This is a genomic window from Paenibacillus sp. FSL R5-0519 (assembly GCF_037974275.1).
Classification (GTDB): domain Bacteria; phylum Bacillota; class Bacilli; order Paenibacillales; family Paenibacillaceae; genus Paenibacillus.
Genome location: NZ_CP150234.1, coordinates 728,016 through 748,549, shown reverse-complemented (window position 1 = coordinate 748,549; position 20,534 = coordinate 728,016). Strand labels below are relative to the sequence as shown.

16 protein-coding genes are annotated in these 20,534 nt (G+C 47.4%); 3 read left to right on the top strand and 13 right to left on the bottom strand.

Annotated elements, in window-relative coordinates; translation table 11 throughout:
• Nucleotides 1-144 precede the first annotated feature (144 nt).
• The 6 genes from MKY73_RS03200 to xylA form a co-directional block, all read right to left on the bottom strand.
• Complete coding sequence (locus tag MKY73_RS03200) at nucleotides 145-1,071, bottom strand: alpha/beta fold hydrolase (RefSeq protein WP_339305622.1); 927 nt, start codon at nucleotides 1,069-1,071, stop codon at nucleotides 145-147.
• Between the two features lie 166 nt (nucleotides 1,072-1,237).
• Entirely contained in the window at nucleotides 1,238-1,864 is a 627-nt protein-coding gene (locus MKY73_RS03195; protein ID WP_339305620.1) for a bifunctional 4-hydroxy-2-oxoglutarate aldolase/2-dehydro-3-deoxy-phosphogluconate aldolase, read from the bottom strand.
• A 249-nt stretch (nucleotides 1,865-2,113) separates the two neighbouring features.
• The gene (locus tag MKY73_RS03190; protein ID WP_339305618.1) at nucleotides 2,114-4,270 is read right to left on the bottom strand and encodes a glycosyltransferase; all 2,157 of its coding nucleotides are present in this window, start codon (nucleotides 4,268-4,270) and stop codon (nucleotides 2,114-2,116) included.
• Nucleotides 4,271-4,281: 11 nt separating this feature from the next.
• Nucleotides 4,282-4,998 (bottom strand): glycosyltransferase family 2 protein, encoded by a 717-nt coding sequence (locus MKY73_RS03185; protein WP_339257428.1) that lies wholly within the window; start codon nucleotides 4,996-4,998, stop codon nucleotides 4,282-4,284.
• A gap of 218 nt (nucleotides 4,999-5,216) precedes the next feature.
• Nucleotides 5,217-6,710, bottom strand: coding sequence for a xylulokinase (xylB, locus tag MKY73_RS03180; RefSeq protein ID WP_339305617.1), 1,494 nt, complete (start codon nucleotides 6,708-6,710; stop codon nucleotides 5,217-5,219).
• Nucleotides 6,711-7,691: 981 nt separating this feature from the next.
• Nucleotides 7,692-9,008 (bottom strand): xylose isomerase, encoded by a 1,317-nt coding sequence (gene xylA / locus MKY73_RS03175; RefSeq protein WP_253440956.1) that lies wholly within the window; start codon nucleotides 9,006-9,008, stop codon nucleotides 7,692-7,694.
• Nucleotides 9,009-9,206: 198 nt separating this feature from the next.
• On the opposite strand from xylA, the gene MKY73_RS03170 reads away from it, so the two are divergent.
• Together MKY73_RS03170 and MKY73_RS03165 are read left to right on the top strand one after the other, a co-directional pair.
• Complete coding sequence (locus MKY73_RS03170) at nucleotides 9,207-10,373, top strand: ROK family protein (RefSeq protein ID WP_339305614.1); 1,167 nt, start codon at nucleotides 9,207-9,209, stop codon at nucleotides 10,371-10,373.
• 147 nt (nucleotides 10,374-10,520) lie between these two features.
• Entirely contained in the window at nucleotides 10,521-10,718 is a 198-nt protein-coding gene (locus tag MKY73_RS03165; RefSeq protein WP_339237780.1) for a hypothetical protein, read from the top strand.
• Nucleotides 10,719-11,542: 824 nt separating this feature from the next.
• Here the strand turns inward: MKY73_RS03165 and MKY73_RS03160 are convergent.
• Complete coding sequence (locus MKY73_RS03160) at nucleotides 11,543-11,773, bottom strand: glutaredoxin family protein (protein WP_339237784.1); 231 nt, start codon at nucleotides 11,771-11,773, stop codon at nucleotides 11,543-11,545.
• A 62-nt stretch (nucleotides 11,774-11,835) separates the two neighbouring features.
• A complete protein-coding gene (gene trxB / locus MKY73_RS03155) occupies nucleotides 11,836-12,777 on the bottom strand; it encodes a thioredoxin-disulfide reductase (RefSeq protein ID WP_105601888.1) in 942 nt (313 codons plus the stop codon).
• Between the two features lie 256 nt (nucleotides 12,778-13,033).
• Between trxB and MKY73_RS03150 the strand changes: the two genes are divergently transcribed.
• On the top strand, nucleotides 13,034-13,765 hold the full coding sequence (locus MKY73_RS03150; protein ID WP_253440965.1) for a ZIP family metal transporter: 732 nt from the start codon (nucleotides 13,034-13,036) through the stop codon (nucleotides 13,763-13,765).
• A 176-nt stretch (nucleotides 13,766-13,941) separates the two neighbouring features.
• On the opposite strand, the gene MKY73_RS03145 is transcribed toward MKY73_RS03150, so the two are convergent.
• The 5 genes from MKY73_RS03145 to kduD form a co-directional block, all read right to left on the bottom strand.
• On the bottom strand, nucleotides 13,942-14,751 hold the full coding sequence (locus MKY73_RS03145; protein ID WP_339305613.1) for an alpha/beta hydrolase: 810 nt from the start codon (nucleotides 14,749-14,751) through the stop codon (nucleotides 13,942-13,944).
• 142 nt (nucleotides 14,752-14,893) lie between these two features.
• A complete protein-coding gene (locus MKY73_RS03140; protein WP_339305612.1) occupies nucleotides 14,894-16,909 on the bottom strand; it encodes a heavy metal translocating P-type ATPase in 2,016 nt (671 codons plus the stop codon).
• A gap of 427 nt (nucleotides 16,910-17,336) precedes the next feature.
• Nucleotides 17,337-18,644 carry a homocysteine synthase gene (locus MKY73_RS03135; RefSeq protein WP_091019287.1) on the bottom strand — a complete coding sequence of 436 codons (1,308 nt, stop codon included), beginning with the start codon at nucleotides 18,642-18,644 and terminating at the stop codon, nucleotides 17,337-17,339.
• Between the two features lie 244 nt (nucleotides 18,645-18,888).
• Entirely contained in the window at nucleotides 18,889-19,734 is an 846-nt protein-coding gene (locus MKY73_RS03130) for a sugar phosphate isomerase/epimerase (RefSeq protein ID WP_339237793.1), read from the bottom strand.
• Between the two features lie 37 nt (nucleotides 19,735-19,771).
• Nucleotides 19,772-20,524, bottom strand: coding sequence for a 2-dehydro-3-deoxy-D-gluconate 5-dehydrogenase KduD (gene kduD, locus MKY73_RS03125; protein WP_339237795.1), 753 nt, complete (start codon nucleotides 20,522-20,524; stop codon nucleotides 19,772-19,774).
• Between the last annotated feature and the right edge of the window lie 10 nt (nucleotides 20,525-20,534).

Genomic DNA, 20,534 nt, shown 5'->3' with positions numbered 1-20,534 from the left:
CATAAGCTTCCTTTTTAATCGTCTTTTCCCGTCAATTTTACAATTGTGAATTTCTGCATATTGCTCATAACAGCAAAAAAACGCCAACCACGTTGGCGTTTTTTCTGTTAGCCTGCACGCTTATATGTAGGCTGTTCTATCCTGTTAACTACTCGCTATAGACGAATCATTCGACTTCGCCTGACCATGGACATGGGTTTTCAAAAATGGAATAACGGTATCCCAGAAGGCAGGATCTTCCTCGGAACAACTGTGGCCTCCGCTATTAACCCATAGATGTTCCACAGGCGGATCGGCTTTGGACATAAAATATTCAAGCTCACTCGGAGGAATGAAATTATCTCCCTTGGAGTGCACCATGAGCAACGGGAGTTGCATCCCCCTGCGCCGTTCATTCAGCATCATCACCGGATCGCGCTGACGATAGGATTTCAGAGATTCACCCAGTCGCCAGAACCAGATTCTCGGAATTAACTGGGCCAGGGGAAACAGAGGCAGACGTCGGCGTCTCAGCTCCGAACTGACAATAACCTCAAATTGCGATGGCATGGAATCCGTAATTACTGCTGATACCGGAATGCCTTCCGTCACTGCAAGAATCGTACCCAGTCCACCCAGTGAATGTCCAAGCACTCCGATAGCAGATGCATCAATCTCTGGCCGTGCAGACGCATACTGCAATGCCGCCAGCAGATCATCCCGGAACAGATAGGCAGATGCAGCACGAACCGGATCACTGGCCCCATGACTGCGGACATCATACATAAACAGGGCATATCCTGCTTCCCAGATCGGCCTCGCATAACGTAGAACACGAGAGCGATTGGAGCCCCAGCCATGTGCAATAATCACGAGCGGCCATGGTTTCGGAATATCAGCTCTGGCCGGGATGAACCACCCATGCACCCGACCTCCCCCACTGTCAAAGGTCACGTCCTCAAATGGCATTGGAGGTGTCAGTGTGATTGGAATCTTCTTGGGTGTCTGGCTCTTTACCGCCGCCTTCCATAATCCACCTGCCGTTACTGCAGCAACGGCCAGCATGCCGCCAATCATTGTTTTAGCTTTCACAGGGCATCTCTCCTCTCCGAATTCTGGCATACATCCATCATACGACACTAGAATGAACGGCACGTTAAACGACATCGGTTCTTATGATAACGAATAATCCAGCAATTGATCTAAAGCTACCTTAATATATACCCAAATGGACATATCCCTCATCTTTTGCTGAAGTCTAAACTTCAGCTGCTTCCACAAATCTCCGTGCACATGCTGCAATCTGCTCATGATCTCCTGCTACAAGGGCTTCACGTGGTAAAAGTGCACTTCCCAGACCTACGGCAGCAGCACCTGCTGCATAATAGTCAGCAATATTCTCCAGTGTAGCGCCGCCTGTTGCCAACAGCGGGATATGGTTCAGCGGAACTTTAATCTCCCTCAGATACGGTATGCCCAGGCTCGCCATTGGAAACAGCTTCACAACACGTGCTCCTGCCTCATGGGCTGCGACAATCTCCGTCGGTGTCATGGCTCCAGGCCAGATCTCGACACCATGTTCTACAGCATATTCAATGACAGACAGATCGACATTGGGGGACACCAGAAACTGTGCTCCTGCAGCGACCGCTTCCTTCGCCATCTGCACATTCAGTACCGTACCAGCTCCGACATAAGCCTTTCCTTCATGCCGTTCACGCCAGTCTGCAATAATATCATGTGCTCCAGGTGTGTTCAGCGTGACTTCCATCAGTCGAATTCCACCACTCGTCATGCCTTGTCCAGCTGTAACTGCCGCTTCACGGCTAATACCGCGCACAATCGCGACCAGCCTCGACTCCAATAGTACTTCCGTCAGATTCATATCCAGTTCCCCTTATTTCATCAATTCGGCAGCCGAAGACAGGTAATCATGTTCACTGCTTTTCCGTTATTCATTATTGTAAAGCATATCCTCCCCTGGATGAAATACATTAATCCATTTCCAAAGTGAATCCGTATTCAATCGATACTATGGAGTCATTGCATTGCAACGTAAAAAAACCTCTTCATGGAACATGGGACTGATTCACCCATTCAATTCCACGAAAGAGGCATCATTGAGACCTTAATGCTAAGCCTTTTCCAATACGTTATCCTTCTCCAGATCTTTAAAGTAACGATCGTTATATAACATGCTCGGATGTGTTGGATGATAGGAGAGTGCGATATCATTATGTTCCCGGGCCTTGGCACGGTTACCCATCCGGTCATAACAGACACATAGTTGCAGATGCGGCATCCAGGTCCAGGCTGCTTCATTTAGCACCACCATAGGATCATCAGGACGTACAGCACGAGTCGCCTGTTCGTACCAGAACAGGGCTTTGCGATAATCTTCACGGTCGGCAAAATAACCACCCAATCGACAGCAAATCTCGGCTCTTGGCAGATCATAGGCGAATGATCGGAACAACGCTGTTACTTCCTGTTCTGATCGTTTAAGTGCAGCTTCACAATCCGCAATTTTCTGGCAAGCCGCAATCTGGTCTTCCACCCAACCCAGCCCGGTGTCCAGAAACTTTTCATAGTACTTCACCGCATCCTCATGCTGTCCATGGTCCTTCAGTTCATTGCCAAAATAGTATAAGTCACGCGGTGAGAATTCCTCTCCGGCCTGTTCCCTCTTGCGATAGATCCGCAGATTCCGATCGGTGTACTCCTTATCTTTCTTGTGGGTAACCGCTATATCACTATGCAGCAGATTGCCTGCTACAGCCAGATATTCATGCACCGCGCCAATCCAGCGAAATTGCCGATCCCGACGCACCAGGCGATTCCGGCGCAGACTGTAGGATACTCTGCCTTCTGCCGTAAATGACAGATTGTAATCCATTGTGACACTATCAACAGCCGGATCCAGCGAACGTTTCAAGGCAATAAGCTTCGCCCGATCTTCTGCTTCAAATACATCGTCGGCATCCAGCCACAGAATATATTCGCTCTTCGCCTGATCGAAGGCAAAGTTGCGTGCTGCTGCAAAGTCATCCACCCATTCAAAATCAACGATACGATCCGTATATCTGGAAGCAATCTGACGGGTACGATCCGTTGAACCGGTATCAACGATCACAATCTCATCGGTAATGCCGTTGACCGAGTCCAGACATCTGGCGAGGGATGCTTCTTCATTTTTCACAATCATACAGAGCGTAATGCTGATCGTCTCTTCGCCACGTTTGGCTCTGCGGTTAAAGGCAGCTACCCCCGGCAGTTCGGACAAACGGTAGATGTGGTACGCAGGGAGATGCGTATCAACGAAAAGGCGAAAACCAAGTGCCTGCGCACGGATACAGAAATGACGATCTTCGCCCCAGAAGGATACATTCGGAATCTGGTCATAGGAAACCCCGGCGGCCAGAACATTTTTGCGAATGAGCGTACATGCCCCCAACCCTCCAACTTCGTAACAACCTGGTATCCGCAGTTGATTCAGAAAAGCAGTCGTTTGCGCGCCCTCGTCTTCCGCTTCATTTCCGGCTGAAGATTTGCCGCCTCGACGATACAAAGCATACTCATCTTGCAGCCATACCTGAGGCATTTCCCTGGCCCCCGGCTGCCACCGGGTCCAAAAGATATTGGACACGATGTCTTTGCCACTCGATACGAGTTGTTCCAATGTCCGCGGATGCAGCACCAGATCAGAGTCTATCAAGAAAACAGCATCGTACTCGTTGTCGCGTGTATAATTCAAAATGCGGTTTTTCAGACCAGCTACACGCCAAATCTGTTCATCCTGCCAATAGTGGCCTCCCTCATCCTTGGTGTACAACCCTTTGTTGTCAGGACTATCACTGCTATGTTCATCTGCCTGAATAACCGTCCCTTCATGCTGGAGCACAAATTCACGTAATATATTCGACGCAGCTTCTTCCTCGTTATCGTCAACAAACAGATAATCCGTCTTCACTGTTGTTCGTTCCAGTGCATGCAGAGAATCCAAAAATTCACGCAGCACCGGAGTTGTCTGACGAACCGGGCTGGCAATCAGTATTCTTTCCTGGACAAGCGTTTCAAGATTTTCCGGTTGGCGGGTTTCCTTCGATATAACAGAACGCCTGGACGGTCGATGATTACTCTGGCTCTTTATTTGGCTCTCTACATGGCTTTCATGTTGGTTTTCATGTTGCTTCTCTTTCTGTTCCTCATTTTCTTGGGAATTCGGCTCTATTGGAGGTTTCGATTCCTCTTGCGATTGGTGTAACGGGTCTTTCTTGCTCAACGTGCTCACTCCTCCTCTCCTTATTCGACCCATGCCAACAGTCGTGGCTCTTGATCCAATATCGATTCGTACTGTTCCTTCCAACCGTATCTTGCTTCAGGGTCCAATGCTTGATAGCGCTCATATTTGCGGATGCGGTCTTCTTCCCGCGCCCATCCATAATGCTTCACCCGGGGAGCATGACATCCATAACTCCAATGCTGGATCGTTAACGGAAAACGCCCACAATGCTGGGGTGTTTCCTTCCATTCATAGCTCATCCCCGGATGATAACGAATCAGAAACGGCCGATAGTAGGCATGGGCTTGCCAGAACTCATCTTCCCGGTAATGCGTATCACTCCACATATCAAACAATCTGAAATAAATCGCATCCTCGTTGCCACGAAGCAGCAGATCGCGTACAGCCCCAAAGTCACTGGTTAGAATCTCATCCGCATCCAGATTCAAAATCCATTCCGGATCGGTCGCCACTGTTTCTTCCCATTGTTGTTTCCTCAAGCTTACTTCGTCTGCAAAACGTGAAGAAGCGTTCTCCACCAATACAAGTGGAATACCGTCCAGAAGTTCCCGGCACATCGCCACCGTTCCATCCGTGCTTCCATCATCAATAATTACCGCGCGATCAATCCAGGCACGATGTGTCTCCAAAGCCTGCTTGAGATAGCGATTCTCCTCATTACGAACGATCATCGACAAGGTAATATGTGGTCTTCCATGTACCTCATGTTCATCCAAAGCTTCACCCCCCACGCTCAAACTTCCACCTATTAAAATCGCCGGACACCCGATGTCTGGACAGATCACAATCCTCTATTCTCAATCTATGCAGAGCCGGAATGTGGATATGCAGGACAAGGAAACCTTTCATGGGGTTAATCTTGTTGAACGACAAAAAAAGCACCCGCCTGTGCGGATGCTTCTGCATGTATGATATACATGTTTAATGTGATGAATTAACGGTATTCAGCCAAACGATCATTGAGACTACGTGTCTGTCCATAGACTTCCTGGTACAGCGCGAACAATCCATCATAGACAGCAACCGTTTCCGGGTTCGGCTCATAGGACTTCGCTGGACGAATAAACGCCGTTGCACATTCTTGCAAAGACGGGAACCAGCCACATCCATAGGCAGCCAGCATTGCTGCCCCCATAGCCGGACCCTGTTCGCTCTCCAACTTCACAATTGTGGCGTTGAAGACATCTGCCTGCATTTGCAACCAGGCTTCATTTTTGGCACCACCCCCAATGGAGATGACTTCATTAACGGTTTTACCTGCGCCGCGCAGAATATCAATGGATTCACGCAGCGAGAAGGTGATGCCCTCCATCACCGCACGTCCAAAGTGCTCCAGCTTGTGCCCGGCATCCATACCGATGAAGCTGCCCCGGATATTCGCATCTGGATGAGGTGTACGCTCCCCAACGATATAAGGTGTGAACAATAATCCGTTGCTGCCGGCCGGAATCTGATCAATGCCCTGTAAGAGCACATCAAAGGATTTGTCCGCTGCAAACGTATCCTTGAACCAGGACAAGCTATATCCTGCGGCAAGTGTTACCCCCATAATATAGAAGGCATCTTTCTCCCCATGATTGAAAAAGTGTACTTTGCCTTCGAAATCGAGATCTTTACGCTCTTCGTAGGAAAGCACCACCCCGGACGTTCCGATGCTGCACATCGTCTGTCCTTCACTCAGAATGCCTGCGCCAATGGCACCGCATGCATTGTCCGCGCCACCTGCGTACACTTTCGTCGCAGCTGCCAGACCTGTTTGATCCGCAATCTCAGGTAGCAAGGTACCCACTTCCTCAAACGATTCCACAAGACGTGGACATAGGGAGATCGGCAGCTTGAATGCTTCTGCAATCTCATTGCTCCACTGCTTGCCCGCAACGTCCAGCAGCAAGGTACCTGCTGCATCGGAATAATCCATGGCATAATCCCCTGTCAGGCGATAACGCACATAGTCTTTGGGTAACAGGAATAAGGATGCTTGCTGTAACAATTCAGGCTCGTTCTCCTGAACCCACAGAATTTTTGGCAAGGTAAAACCTTCAAGGGCGCGGTTCCGGGCAATGCTTAACAGCTTGCCATCCAGCACTTTTTCAATCCGGCGGCACTGAGCCGTTGTGCGTGTATCATTCCACAAGATTGCATTCCGCAGTGGTTTACCTTCGGCATCCACCAAAACCAGTCCATGCATCTGTCCGGAGAAGCTCATACCTTCAATTTCCGAAGGCTGCACGCCAGATACTTCGAGCAATTTGCGCAGGGAAACAATCGTCTGCTCTACCCAATCTTCGGGATTTTGTTCACTGTATCCAGCCTTGGGCTGGTACAACGGGTATGCCTCCGATGCTTCAAATGCCACTTTTCCTTCACGATTGACCAACACGGTTTTAACCGCACTGGTTCCCAGATCGACACCAATTACGTAACTCATAGGTTAACTCCTCTCGTTTGTAACAGGATTGTATAAATGAAACCCTTGATGCTCATGTGGCCACTCCGTGATCAGAAAACCCTCGGATCGCCGTTACCCCCGGATTTCCTTTAACCCCTTTAGCAAGGGTGAAATCCGGGGATAAATGCGACCGCTTTGCTTCCTTAGGTCCTTTCTGCTCACTTCGTTCTGCATGCACCATCTTAGACAAACATTTATATCAAAACAGTAAAAACGTACTCGTTTTTGTAGCAAAAAGATGATCCAATGACCTTGATTCGTCATTGGTTATAAATGAAACCTTGATGCTCACATGGTCACTACGTGATCAGAAAACCCTCGGATCGCCGTTACCCCCGGATTTCCTTTAACCCTTTAGCAAGGGTGAAATCCGGGGATAAATGCGACCGCTTCGCTTCTTCGGGTCCTTTCTGCTCACTTCGTTCTGCATGCACCATCTTAGACAAACATTTATATCAAAACAGTAAAAACATACTCGTTTTTGTAGCGAAAAGATGATCCAATGACCTTGATTCGTCATTGGTTATAAATGAAACCCTTGATGCTCATGTAGTCACTCCGTGATCAGAAAACCCTCGGATCGCCGTTACCCCCGGATTTCCTTTAACCCCCTTTAGCAAGGGTGAAATCCGGGGATAAGCCTATGCTTCCGAAGCCAGCTTTCTTTCAGAAAGCTCTTAGCGCACGCTTCGCTTCCTCGGGTCCTTTCTGCTCACTCCGTTCTGCATGTACCATCTTAGAAGAACATTTATATCAGCAATTTAAAAACCTCATTGTTTGTTTAACCAAAAAACCGCCCCCGTCTTCCCAAGGGAAAGTCGGGGACGGTCCGAATGTCATGCTTGTTCAGGCGTTCCGTGGTACAAGCTAATCTTGTGCATAGGCTGGCTTGGATATAATGTCCAACCACATATGAATAACCATCGGTGGTCGTCGTGACCAACCCTGCCTAACCCGCTATTAGTCAGCCAAGATGTATTGGTTCAGTTGCGCTCTCAGCAATTCCTGACGTCCGGATTGGTTTTTGCGTGGGTTTTCATTGTTGAGTGCATACTCAGCAAGGGAAGCAAGTGTTGCTTTACCTGCAACCACATCTGCACCAATGCCTTCGCTGAAGCTGCTGTAACGTTTTTCGATGAAGTCATCGAATACACGATCTTCGATCAGTTTTGCAGCTACTTTCAGACCTTTGGCATACGTATCCATACCTGCGATGTGTGCCAGGAACAGATCGTCTGCTTCGAAGGAACCACGACGTACTTTCGCGTCAAAGTTCACACCGCCGCGGCCGATACCACCGTTTTTCAATACTTCATACATTGTCAAAGTCGCATCGTACATATCAACTGGGAACTCATCTGTATCCCAACCGATCAGCATATCACCTTGGTTCGCATCAAGGGAACCGAGCATACCGTTGGTACGAGCAACGCGGATTTCGTGATCGAATGTATGACCAGCCAGTGTAGCGTGGTTTGCTTCCAGGTTGAGTTTGAAGTGTTTGTCCAAACCGTATTTTTGCAAGAAAGCAATGGAAGTTGCTGCATCATAGTCATATTGGTGTTTCGTTGGCTCTTTCGGTTTAGGCTCGATCAGGAATTGTGCGTCAAAGCCAATTTCCTTCGCGTAGTCTACAGCCATATGGAACATGCGAGCAATGTTATCTTGCTCCAGTTGCATGTCTGTGTTCAGCAATGTGTCGTAACCTTCACGTCCGCCCCAGAATACATAGTTTTCAGCGCCCAGACGTTTACCCACTTCCAGACCTTTCTTGATCTGTGCTGCAGCATGAGCATACACGTCTGCGTTACAAGTCGAAGCTGCACCGAACATGAAACGTGGGTTCGAGAACATGTTCGCTGTGTTCCAGAGCAGTTTTTTGCCGCTGGATTTCATATGATCTTCAATCAGATCAACGATTGTATCAATGTTGCTGTAGAACTCGCGCAGGTTGTTGCCTTCTGGTGCAATGTCCACATCGTGGAAACAGAAGAACGGGAGATTCATTTTTTCCAAAAATTCAAATGCCGCTTCCACGCGCACTTTCGCGAGGTCCAGACCCGAGTATTTATCCCACGAACGAACAGCTGTCTCTGCACCAAACGGGTCACTTCCGCCTGCAGTTAATGTATGCCAATAAGCCATACCGAAACGGAAATGTTCTTCCATCGATTTGCCGGCTACCACTTCTTCTGGATTATAATGTTTAAAAGCAAAAGGATTCTTGGAATCTTTACCTTCGAATGAAATTTTATTAACGGATTCAAAATAGGCCATGTGTAAAATGCCTCCTCAATAGTTTTAAGAAATCGTTTACACCGTTATCCTAACACATCGAATTTACTTTGTCTATTGGTTAAACAAAGTAAAATAAAATTGTTTTTTACACGCTTGTTTACGCTATAATAGTCGAATAACTTGTTTCGGATGTGGGTCAGAACCCTTTGATCAGAAGAATAGGAGTGCCTTAACGATATGAAAATAACCGGAGACCAGATGCTGGTCAAAAAAATAAACAAATCGATTGTTCTGGATACGATCCGGCGCCATGCCCCTCTTTCTCGCGCGCGAGTGTCCGAGGTTACCGGGCTGAACAAAGCAACGGTATCCAACCTGGTTGCTGATCTGATCAGTGATGATCTGGTGCAGGAGATTGGCCCTGGGGAATCCAGTGGCGGACGCAAACCACTCATGTTGCTGTTTCGGGGGACATCCGGCTATGCAGTCGGCCTGGAACTCAGTGTGACCCATTTAAAAGGCGTACTCACAGATCTGGAAGGACACATCATTACAGAGTACGCAGTGACCTTGGAGCATCATGACGTGTCCTCTGTATTGGAGCAATTGAAATTGGCAGCAAAACAGCTCATTGAAGCGGCTCCTGCTTCCCCTCACGGTGTCATAGGCATCGGTATCGGAGTACCCGGCATGGTCGATGAGGCAGGAACAGTCCTGTTTGCACCCAACTTGGGGTGGGAGAAGGTAGCGCTGCGCTCCATGCTTGAAGAAGAATTTGAACTGCCTGTCACCATCGATAATGAAGCCAATGCTGGCGCTCATGGAGAGTTAAATTTTGGTGCAGGCATCGGTGTCCGTCACATGATCTATATCAGTGCAGGCATGGGGATTGGTTCAGGCATCATGGTAGATGGTGAATTATACAAAGGCGCGTGGGGTTACGCAGGGGAAACAGGCCACATGTCCATTGAAGCGGAAGGTCTGCCCTGCTCCTGTGGAAATCGTGGTTGTTGGGAGTTATACGCTTCGGAAAAAGCCTATGAACACCCAGATCATCAGCTGAAATTACCTGCTCATACCACACGTGAGCTGATCCATTATGCGGAGCAAGGCCATAAGAATGTTCAGGAATTATACGACACGATTGGACGCAAACTGGGTATTGGCATCACCAATATCGTCAACAGTTTCAACCCGGAACGTATTATCATTGGTGGCCCGCTCTCTGAAGCAGGTCCCTGGATAGAAACAGCTTTAAAACAGGTTGTGGAGGAACGTACATTACCTTATCACCGTCGCAGTTTGCAGATTGAATGGGCAGCTCTGGGCAGCCGTTCCACCCGTGTTGGTGCCGCTTACTCTGCAATATCCCAATTTTTAGGTAAAATAAGAGTTTCCGTCTAATAACAGCTGAAAATTGACATCATTTCGCCCCATTTCCTCCCTTTTTGTTAAAGAAATCCAGATGTATAATGGGGTTATGTGATTTTTGTCATGGCTGTGTCGATATAGCTGTGTTAATTCCGATAATGAAACGGAGTGAAAAGAAGCGTGACCTACGTGGATACTTCAGATATCTCGGCGCCAGTATTTGTCACCGTCCTCCTGTTCCTGATTGTGCTTGCGCCCCTGTTCAGCCTTGGCATACTCCGATTGTTCCAGAGCAAAAAGAAGGCTGGTTTCATGTACATGCTGTCAGGAGTGCTGGTATATGTTGTGTTTCAGACTTTCATGAGTATTTTTTTCTAGAGTAATCATTTGATTTTATGCAAAACCCCTTTCGCAGTAATTCAATTGTACACGTGATCATGTACTCTGAATTACGGGCGCAAGGTTTTTTTTGCTTCTATTTTCCCATTATTAACATAGATGCCGGATTATTACAAATCGAGAATTCTTTCTTCCATCATATAAAGGAATATCCTGTATTTTCCTATTACGAAAAAGATAAGAGAGGAGCTTTAATATGCTTAAAAAGACATTTGGTTTCCTGTTTGATTTTATACTTTGTTCTATTCTTTATTTTATTGGTATAACCTTACTATGGGGTATAGAACTGCAAGTTTATCCTATGATGGGTGTTAATCCAAAAGACTATATTTTGATATTCTTTGTAATTAATTGTTTGATAACTTTTCTTATTCATTCTAGATTTTATAATTTTGGAGAATGGTATACTTCGCGAAAACTAATGATCAAATCCCAAACAAAAAAAATAATAATATCGGTTATAATAATACTGGCCTTAATTCCAGTTGTTTTAACTAGTATGTGAGCGTGGATATCTCTAACTCGCCTGTTACCAGAATCGAAAATGCTGCTCTTAATCTTATAATCATGCTGCTTGTTCACCTCAATTATGCTCTGCGTCTTAGAAAAATGATATCGTACTTCTGTATATCGGACAATTCTGAATGATGTTTACGACCATCCGATCCACTCAAAGAAAACGCACAAAAAACCGTACCCTTCGGGGTACGGTTCTTTCTATATCCTAACGGCTCGCGAAAACCGGAATTGCATATGAATTGAAACGTTCTTCAACACATCATGTTCCAGATGATCAGCGTAATTTAAGCGTCCAATACTTTGGCAAATTGAGTTTTGTTCATACCCAGAATGCGGTGTTCACCAATGACAGTCAATGGCACGGCACGTACACCCATGTCCCACACTTGTTGTGCAAATTCATCGCTAGTTTCGATGTTGCGCTCTTCATAAGAGATCCCTTTGTCAGCCAGGAATGTTTTAACGGATTTGCAGTTCGGGCAGTTCGTTGATGTATATACAATTACGTTTTCCATGTTTAATTCACCTCATATGGTTTTATATTAATCTATAGTCTGGTTGAAAACAGCTCATTCTATTACAGAACAACGGCGCTGTGCTCCAAGCTTTCAATGTATTTCTCGGTGTCCATAGCAGCCATACATCCGCTACCAGCCGCTGTAATTGCTTGTTTGTAACGTGTATCCTGAACGTCACCACATGCGAATACGCCTGGGATGTTTGTCTCGGATGTACCTGGTGTAGTCAGGATATAACCGTGTTCGTCCGTAGTGATCTGTCCGCCAAGGAATCCGGTATTTGGTGTGTGACCGATAGCTACGAATACGCCGCTTGCCGGAATCACTTCTTCTACACCTGTTTCGTTGTTCAATACTTTCAGACCTGTTACGCCGTTGTCACCAGCAAGGACTTCAAGTGGTGTACGATTCAAAGCCATTTCTACTTTTTCGTTGCTGCGTGCACGATCCTGCATGATTTTGGAGCCACGCAGTTCTTCACGACGGTGTACCAGCGTTACTTTGGAACCGAAACGGGACAGGAAGCTTGCTTCCTCAAGGGCAGAGTCACCGCCGCCGATCACGATGATTTCTTTGTTACGGAAGAAGAATCCATCACATGTTGCACATGTGCTGACACCGCGGCCCACATTTGTTTCTTCACCAGGGATACCCAGGTATTTAGCAGATGCACCTGTAGAGAGGATCAATGTTTCCGATACGAGTTCACCCATACCTTCAACTTGAATCTTGAACGGACGCTCGCTCATGTCGATGTTGTTCACCCAGCCTGTACGGAATTCAGCACCGAAACGTTCTGCTTGTTTACGCATGTTGTCCATAAGTTCAGGACCCATGATGCCATCAGGGAAACCTGGGAAGTTCTCCACTTCCGTTGTTGTTGTCAGTTGGCCACCAGGTTGTGGACCTTCAATAACGAGCGGGTTCAAGTTGGCACGTGCCAGATAGATTGCTGCTGTCAGCCCTGCAGGGCCTGTTCCAATAATAATTGATTTATACATGTATAGTTCCTCCCCCGGGTTCTGCAAAAAGGTTAGTCCCTCCGGCATCAAAAGCTGTTGCTTTTGCATACACTAGAACGAAAAGCCTAGATCATGTCCACAAGACCTGCCTGCGTAATGACAATAATCCTATGCAGAAACGGAATTCTAATTTATAATCATTCTAATCTGTTGTTCATTATGATCTCTTTTATGTACGGTGTCAATGCTCGGCAGCGATTATGAAGAAGTCTTCATCAGGAGGGAAAATGGAAGCATGAACGATGCACTCATTGGCAGTATTATATCAGCCATGTCTACCGGCCTAGGGGCCGTACCGATTCTATTTATGCGCAAAATATCGCACCGTCTGCGTGATATCTTGCTGGCATACGCTGCAGGTATTATGACCTCAGCCTCGGTTTATAATCTCATTCCGGAAGCGCTCGGCCAATCGAATCTCTTTGTACTCGCATTTGGTATTATGCTTGGTAGCCTGGTGCTACTGGTGCTCGAGATGAAGATTCCACACGTTGATCTGGAGAATCCCGAGAAAATGCCTTTCAAAATTGAAGCCAAAGCTTTCATGATTATTGCAGCGATTACCATGCATAACCTGCCAGAGGGGTTATCGGTTGGTGTCAGCTACGCAAGCTCCGATGAGAACCTGGGCAATCTTATTGCCTTCTCCATCGGATTGCAGAATGCGCCGGAGGGATTCCTGGTCGCCCTCTTTCTAGTGAACCAGAATATTGGCCGCTTCAAAGCACTGGGCATTGCCACCCTCACCGGAGCAGTAGAGATTATTACAGCGATGATTGGTTATACATTAAGCAGTCTCGTATCCGGCCTTGTCCCTTATGGTCTGGCATTTGCAGCCGGTGCGATGATGTTCATTGTGTATAAAGAACTCATTCCCGAAAGTCACGGCGACGGCAATGCACGAGTGGCAACTATCTCGTTTTTACTCGGACTCATCACGATGATCGGTCTGACCGAGCTGTTTTAAATGAAGAATGTATACTTACTATGCACGTTAAACCTTGTTTAAGACTCTTACAGTACAGAAAAAAGAACCCGAGCGAACAGCGCCTAAAGCTGTCGACCGGGTTCTTTTTTTAGCCACAAATGAAGATTCCATGAAATTAATGGGATCGCCTGTAAGGTTGTGATGCCCTCTTCTGATCAGGATTGAATGAAACGAATCAATTCCGAATTGAATTTTTCCAATTCATCATAGAAAGCACCATGACCACTCTCTTCAAAAGCAATCAATTGAGACGAAGCAATGCCTTTATGCATCTGCTCTGCGAATTCGAACGGACAGATCTCATCCTTTTTCCCGTGCAAAATGGCCGTCGGCACCTGAATTGAACTCAGGTCACCTCGTAGATCCTCATCCCGCAGGGCAATTGCACTGCGAATGGTACCATAAGATGAAGCCTCCATACCAAGCGCGTGGAACCAATCCATGAATGGCTGGCTGTGTTTCTTCGCGAAGAACATGCCGCCAAATGTCTCCAGCAACTTCGGACGATCTGCAAAAATCGGCTCAATGATCTGCTCGTTCAGCTGCTCTGGAGTCAATCCATACGGATAACCTTCGCGCTGTGTGAACACAGGGGCTGCCGCAGATAACAAGGCCAGCTTGGAGACACCATGCCCCTTATGTCTGGCCATGTAATGTACTGCAATCGCTCCACCCATGGAGAACCCTGCGAGTACCGCGTCTTTCAGCTCCAAATCATCGATAACGGCACGAACATCGTCTGCCATCCGATCATAATCGTATCCGGTGGAAGGCTTATCTGATAAGCCGTATCCTCTAAAATCTATCGCAATGGCACGAATGCCATGGTTCGGAAGTACGTTCAATTGATATTCAAACATTTTATAATTAACAGGCCAGCCGTGCAAAAAGACAACCGGGGTTCCTTCACCGATATCTTCAATATATACTTTTACATTCGGTTCCACTTGTACATAACGTCCCATATTTCACAGCTCCCTTTGTCCTCGAATGATTGCAACTTTCTCTTCGAATCATTACCCTCTGACCCAAGGTTCAAACGTGAGCCGTTCAACCAGCGGCATACTAATCACGAAACCAATCAACCATTTTTCTCTCCAAATCTGATTACCGTAGCAGCCTAAGCCCATTCAGAATAACCAGAATTGTACTGCCTTCATGACCTACCACACCCAGTGGCAATGCCACGTCTTGGAGGAAGTTACCAGCAATTAAGGCCAGAATAACGGTGATGGCAAAACACATATTTTGCTTCACCGTACGCTGTGCTCGGCGTGCCTGCCCAATCACCCAAGCGATCTCTTCGATATTGTCGTTCATCAGCACCGCATCCGCTACCTCCAGTGCAGTTCCGCTACCCGACAGTCCCATTCCCATACCCACAGTGGCTGCTGCAAGTGCAGGTGCATCATTAACCCCATCCCCTACCATCAGCACAGGACCATATTGTTTGCGGAGCGCTTGCACCTGCTTCACTTTATCTTCCGGCAGCAAGTCTGCATAAACCATACTTACTCCCGTTTCATGGGCAATTACAGAGGCCGATCTCGCTCGATCTCCTGTTAACATCGCAACTTTAACCCCCATCGCTTCAAGCCTTCTCACTGCAGCTGCTGCCTGAGGGCGTACCGTATCCCGCATGGCGATCAGCCCAGCCATTTCACCATCAGCCATAACAACGGATACCGTTTTTCCCTCACCCTCAAGACGGGAGCGTACTTCGTTCCACGCTGTAGATACCTTTACACGGTTAACACCCTGTTTATCTGAACCATCAAGGTTTTCATCCTTCATCTTCTCTGACTGCATCGATTCCATTACATTTGTTTTGCCAATACGCCAGAGCACATCGTTTACCGTTCCTTCGATACCCCAACCCGTTAGGGCCTGTACGTGCTCCGCTTCCTGAAGTGTTAGGTTCTCCTTAATCGCCTGATCTACGATCGCACGAGCCAGGGGGTGCATGGAGATGTTCTCAATCGCTGCTACCGCAGCTAACAGCTGGGCGCGATCTATCTTTTCAGCCGTAATAATATCTGTAACTTGCGGGGTGCCCATGGTCAATGTACCTGTTTTGTCAAAAGCAACGACCCGCGTGCGTGCCATATTCTCCATATGGGCACCACCCTTGAAGAGAATGCCACGGCGCGCACTGCTGGACATCGCGGACAGCATGACAGGCATGATGGAAGACACCAGAGCACAAGGCGAAGCAACAACCAGAAATACCATCGCTTTATAAAATGCCTCGTTCCATGTCCAGCCAAGCAGCAGTGGAGTTCCTGCAATCACAAGTAAAGTCACCCCTACAACAATGCGTGCGTATATTCCTTCGAACCGCTCCATAAAGCGCTGGGAATCCGGTACTTCTGCCTGCGCTTCTTCCACCATTTTAATGATTTTTCCGAACAGTGACCCTTCAGCCGATTTGGTGACCTCTACGTATAAGGCGCCCTCCCCGTTTACCGTACCTGCATAGACTTCATCCCCCGCAGCTTTGTCCACAGGTAGGGATTCTCCGGTGATGGACGATTGATTGATAAAAGAGCTCCCCCGGTACACGACACCATCTGCTGGAATGAGTTCTCCCGGTTTCACCAACAGCAGATCACCTGGCTGGAGATCATCAATAGCAACAAGGTTCATCTGTCCATCCTCAATACGCAGTGCTGTCTCCGGCTTCAGCGCGAGCAACGATGAGATATCCTTATGACTGCGCTCTGTCGCATAACTTTCCAACGCACCACTGAGTGCAAAAATAAAGATCAGCATCGCGCCTTCATTCCAGTAACCGATAGCTGCTGCCCCAAGGGATGCGGCAATCATCAGCAGATTTACATCCAGATCACGGTCCTTGACCAGGGTCTCGATGCCTTCCTTCGCTTTGGTCCACCCCCCCACGGCATACGCCACAATGTAGAGCATGATGGATAAGGTACCAAAATAAGGTGCAGTTCCCCAGGCAATCAGCATCAACAGCCCACTGCCCAATGCAGATTGCATCTCTTTATTCTGCACCATGGCTCGAAAATCAGGCTTTTTGCCTCGATTGGGGCCAGGTGTTTGGGACGAGCGTTGTTCTGTTTGTTTCTGTCTGTGTAGCGGTTGATGTATCGCTTGCATATAAATCACAATCCTTTCGAATGTTAGATTTGCGGATGACGAGTCTGCCTATTCCGCTTCCAGAAATGAAGTTGTATTGAGAATGAGAGCCATTGTTAATGCCCTAAAAATGACACATGCTGCTGCGGGAATCCCGCAGCAGCATGGTTTTGTGAATGGTTTTGCAATCATCTTGAATGAGAATGATAATCATTTTTGTACTTATGCAATTATTTTTACCCAATACAACTTTTAATCAGTATATGCCTGTAATCCTCATTTGTAAATGGGTATTTTTCGGACGGTTACTTTTACTCCTACATGCATATTAAAAAAGACAAAAAGCCGCTGTCCCCAAAGACAGCGGCTTAAAGCATCTATTGATAGGCGTTTGACCAATTTTATACCATATCGCTTAAGTGAATGTTTCACATCAACCCAATACCATTTACGCGCCTACACTTGCTCCCTGACTTGCTTTGATCGCTTGCTCCAGATCATGGATAATGTCTTGAATGTTCTCTGTGCCAATAGACAGACGAATCAACTCCGGATTAACCCCTGCGGCAGTTTGTTCATCTTCAGTCAACTGCGCGTGAGTCGTACTTGCCGGGTGAATGATCAGTGACTTGGAATCGCCCACGTTTGCAAGGTGAGAGAACAGTTTAACATTTTCAATCAATTTACGCCCCGCTTCCGCACCACCTTTGATTCCAAAGGTCAGAATGGCGCCCTGCCCTCTTGGCAGATACTTCTGGGCAAGCTCGTAAGAATCGTGGCTTGGCAGACCCGCATAACTTACCCAGGACACATCCTCATGTTTCTCAAGGAATTCCGCAACCGCAAGGGCGTTGCTACTATGGCGCTCTACGCGCAGATGTAATGTCTCCAGTCCCTGCAGCAACAACCAGGAGTTAAATGGAGAGATCGTTGCACCCAAGTCACGGAGAAGTTGTACACGAGCTTTGATAATATAAGCAATCGGTCCAACTGCTTCCGTATATATAACACCGTTATAACTGGCGTCAGGCTCCGTCAAACCAGGGAACTTGCCGCTTGCTTTCCAGTCAAATTTTCCGCTATCCACGATAACGCCACCAATGGATGTACCATGACCGCCAATGAATTTCGTTGCAGAGTGAACGACAATATCTGCTCCATGTTCGATTGGACGAAGAAGGTACGGGCTCGGGAACGTATTATCCACGATCAAAGGAATGCCATGTTCATGAGCGATCGCTGCCACCGCTTCAATATCCAGTACATTCCCCTTTGGATTACCGATCGTTTCGGCATACAGTGCTTTCGTTTTCTCCGTAATCGCTGCCCGGAAATTCTCAGGATCACTGGAATCCACAAATTTCACGTCCAGACCCAGTTTCGGCAAAGTTGTCGAGAACAGATTGTATGTACCTCCATACAAACTCGCTGAAGACACGATCTCATCGCCTGCACCGGCAATATTCAGAAGCGAAAACGTAATGGCTGCTTGACCAGAAGCAGTAGCCAGCGCCCCAGCTCCGCCTTCCAACGCAGCAATCCGTTGCTCAAACACGTCAGTGGTTGGATTCATCAGACGGGTATAGATGTTGCCAAACTCTTTCAAACCAAACAGATTAGCTGCATGCTCAGTGTCCTTGAAGCCATAGGATGTTGTCTGATACAAGGGAACTGCTCGTGCGTTGGTAGTTGGATCAATCTCCTGACCTGCATGAATTGCCAATGTTTCAAATGAAAGCTCACGTTCGTTTGACATAAATCTGAATCCTCCCTTGATATATACGTTCTATAAGTTCATGATGTCTTGACATGGTGGTGTATGTTTTCCATATTCTCTCACAAGATGTCGCATTTGAAAAGACTTATTTCCGATTTTTCCGATGAGAAATACTAAATATGTACATTATCATTTCTATACCAAAAAAACCTTTGCCCTCGCAAAGGTTTTTCGGTTGCAGATGCTGCAGATGCGCTGCATCACTTTTCAACCCGACTGTCTTTTAGACTCGAACTGCATCCCATACTTCACGCAAATGTTTGGCCGCAGGCACAGCTTGCTCCGCAGTTACACCTTCAAGTGAAATATCGATATGCGGCTTATACGTTTTTAGCAATTCAAAAAATAACGGGTAATCCAGTATGCCTGCCCCAGGTACCGGATTAAACTTCTCTCCCTGTGCATCGAAGGCGACATCCTTGGCATGGATCACAATCATGCGCTGATATAGCGATTCCATCACCTCGCGCAAGAAAGCTCCTTGATCTGCTGCATGTGGTTGTTTGATCAGATTACACGGGTCGAACAGCATTCCCAGATTGGATGAAGGAATCTCTTCAAACAAACGTGTCATATGTTCATGCGTATGAAGGGTATGTGTGGACACAGGCTCAATCGCTGCATGCACGCCCCATTTCTCCGCTTCCTCGGCCAACTCCTCAACCGTTTCTTTCAGCACACTCCACGCCTTCTCTTCATATCCATCCGGATGCGTATCCTGATAGGTGTCCAAGCTTCCGGTCTCCGTTGCTACCATGCTGCAACCGAAATCCCGGGCATAACGCAGATGTTCCTTGAATCGATCAATATCCGCACGGCGGCTTACCGGATCAGGGTCAATCGGATTAATATAACAGCCCAGTACCGCAATCTTCACTCCGCGCTGTGCAAATTGATCTCCAATCTCATTCGCCAGACCGGGGCTCAGCTTGCCATTCGATGAGTCCACATCGGATAATGCTTTGGCAAGTGCCAGCTGTACAGAGTTGAATCCGTTATCTGCAATTGTCTGCGCGAGCTGTGCTGTAGGCTGTTTACCAAATGTATGTGCCAGAATACCAAGTTTCATCTCACTGCCTCCTTATGCTAATCCGATGATCAAGCGATTAACGCGCCATCCAGCCACCATCGACATTCAGCACATGTCCATTCAGATAATCCGAAGCGGCAGATGCCAGAAAGACAACCGGGCCTTTCAGATCTTCCGGTGTTCCCCAACGCCCCGCAGGAATACGGGCTGTAATATCCCGGTAACGATTCTCGTCCGCACGGATCTGAGTAGTATTATCGGTTTCCATATAACCAGGTGCGATACCGTTAATCTGGATTCCCTTCCCTGCCCATTCGTTGGCGAGTGCTTTGGTTAAACCGGCAACACCATGTTTGCTGGCTGTGTACCCTGGCACGTTAATCCCACCTTGATAGGACAACATGGATGCGATATTAATGATTTTGCCGCTTCCGCGTTCGATCATATGTCTGCCAGCCAATTGGCTCAGGAAAAATACCGTGTTCAGGTTCAGACCAATGACATCATGCCAGTCCTTCCCTGCATGGTCAGCCGCAGGTGTGCGGCGAATGATTCCCGCATTGTTGACGAGAATGTCAATTCTGCCCTGGAACGCAAGCGCTTGTTCGAACACAGCCGCCAACTCATCTTCACGACTTAAATCCGCTTCAATCACGTAAGCTTTGCGTCCGAGTGCTTCAATGGCACTTGCCGTTTCGGCAGGTTTGGAATAAGAGACCAGCACCACATCAGCACCCGCTTCCGCCAAGCCGATGGCCATCCCTTGTCCAAGTCCTCCCGAGGTACCTGTTACCATTGCAACTTGTCCGCTTAAATCAAATGGGTTCATGAATGATTCC

What these genes read in the sequence shown, in the direction of transcription:
- MKY73_RS03195 (WP_339305620.1), bottom strand. Translation starts at nt 1,864, where the DNA reads ATGAATCTGACGGAAGTACTATTGGAGTCGAGGCTGGTCGCGATTGTG.
- xylB (WP_339305617.1), bottom strand. Translation starts at nt 6,710, where the DNA reads ATGAGTTACGTAATTGGTGTCGATCTGGGAACCAGTGCGGTTAAAACC.
- xylA (WP_253440956.1), bottom strand. Translation starts at nt 9,008, where the DNA reads ATGGCCTATTTTGAATCCGTTAATAAAATTTCATTCGAAGGTAAAGAT.
- MKY73_RS03170 (WP_339305614.1), top strand. Translation starts at nt 9,207, where the DNA reads ATGAAAATAACCGGAGACCAGATGCTGGTCAAAAAAATAAACAAATCG.
- MKY73_RS03160 (WP_339237784.1), bottom strand. Translation starts at nt 11,773, where the DNA reads ATGGAAAACGTAATTGTATATACATCAACGAACTGCCCGAACTGCAAA.
- trxB (WP_105601888.1), bottom strand. Translation starts at nt 12,777, where the DNA reads ATGTATAAATCAATTATTATTGGAACAGGCCCTGCAGGGCTGACAGCA.
- MKY73_RS03150 (WP_253440965.1), top strand. Translation starts at nt 13,034, where the DNA reads ATGAACGATGCACTCATTGGCAGTATTATATCAGCCATGTCTACCGGC.
- MKY73_RS03145 (WP_339305613.1), bottom strand. Translation starts at nt 14,751, where the DNA reads ATGGGACGTTATGTACAAGTGGAACCGAATGTAAAAGTATATATTGAA.
- MKY73_RS03140 (WP_339305612.1), bottom strand. Translation starts at nt 16,909, where the DNA reads ATGCAAGCGATACATCAACCGCTACACAGACAGAAACAAACAGAACAA.
- MKY73_RS03135 (WP_091019287.1), bottom strand. Translation starts at nt 18,644, where the DNA reads ATGTCAAACGAACGTGAGCTTTCATTTGAAACATTGGCAATTCATGCA.
- MKY73_RS03130 (WP_339237793.1), bottom strand. Translation starts at nt 19,734, where the DNA reads ATGAAACTTGGTATTCTGGCACATACATTTGGTAAACAGCCTACAGCA.
- kduD (WP_339237795.1), bottom strand. Translation starts at nt 20,524, where the DNA reads ATGAACCCATTTGATTTAAGCGGACAAGTTGCAATGGTAACAGGTACC.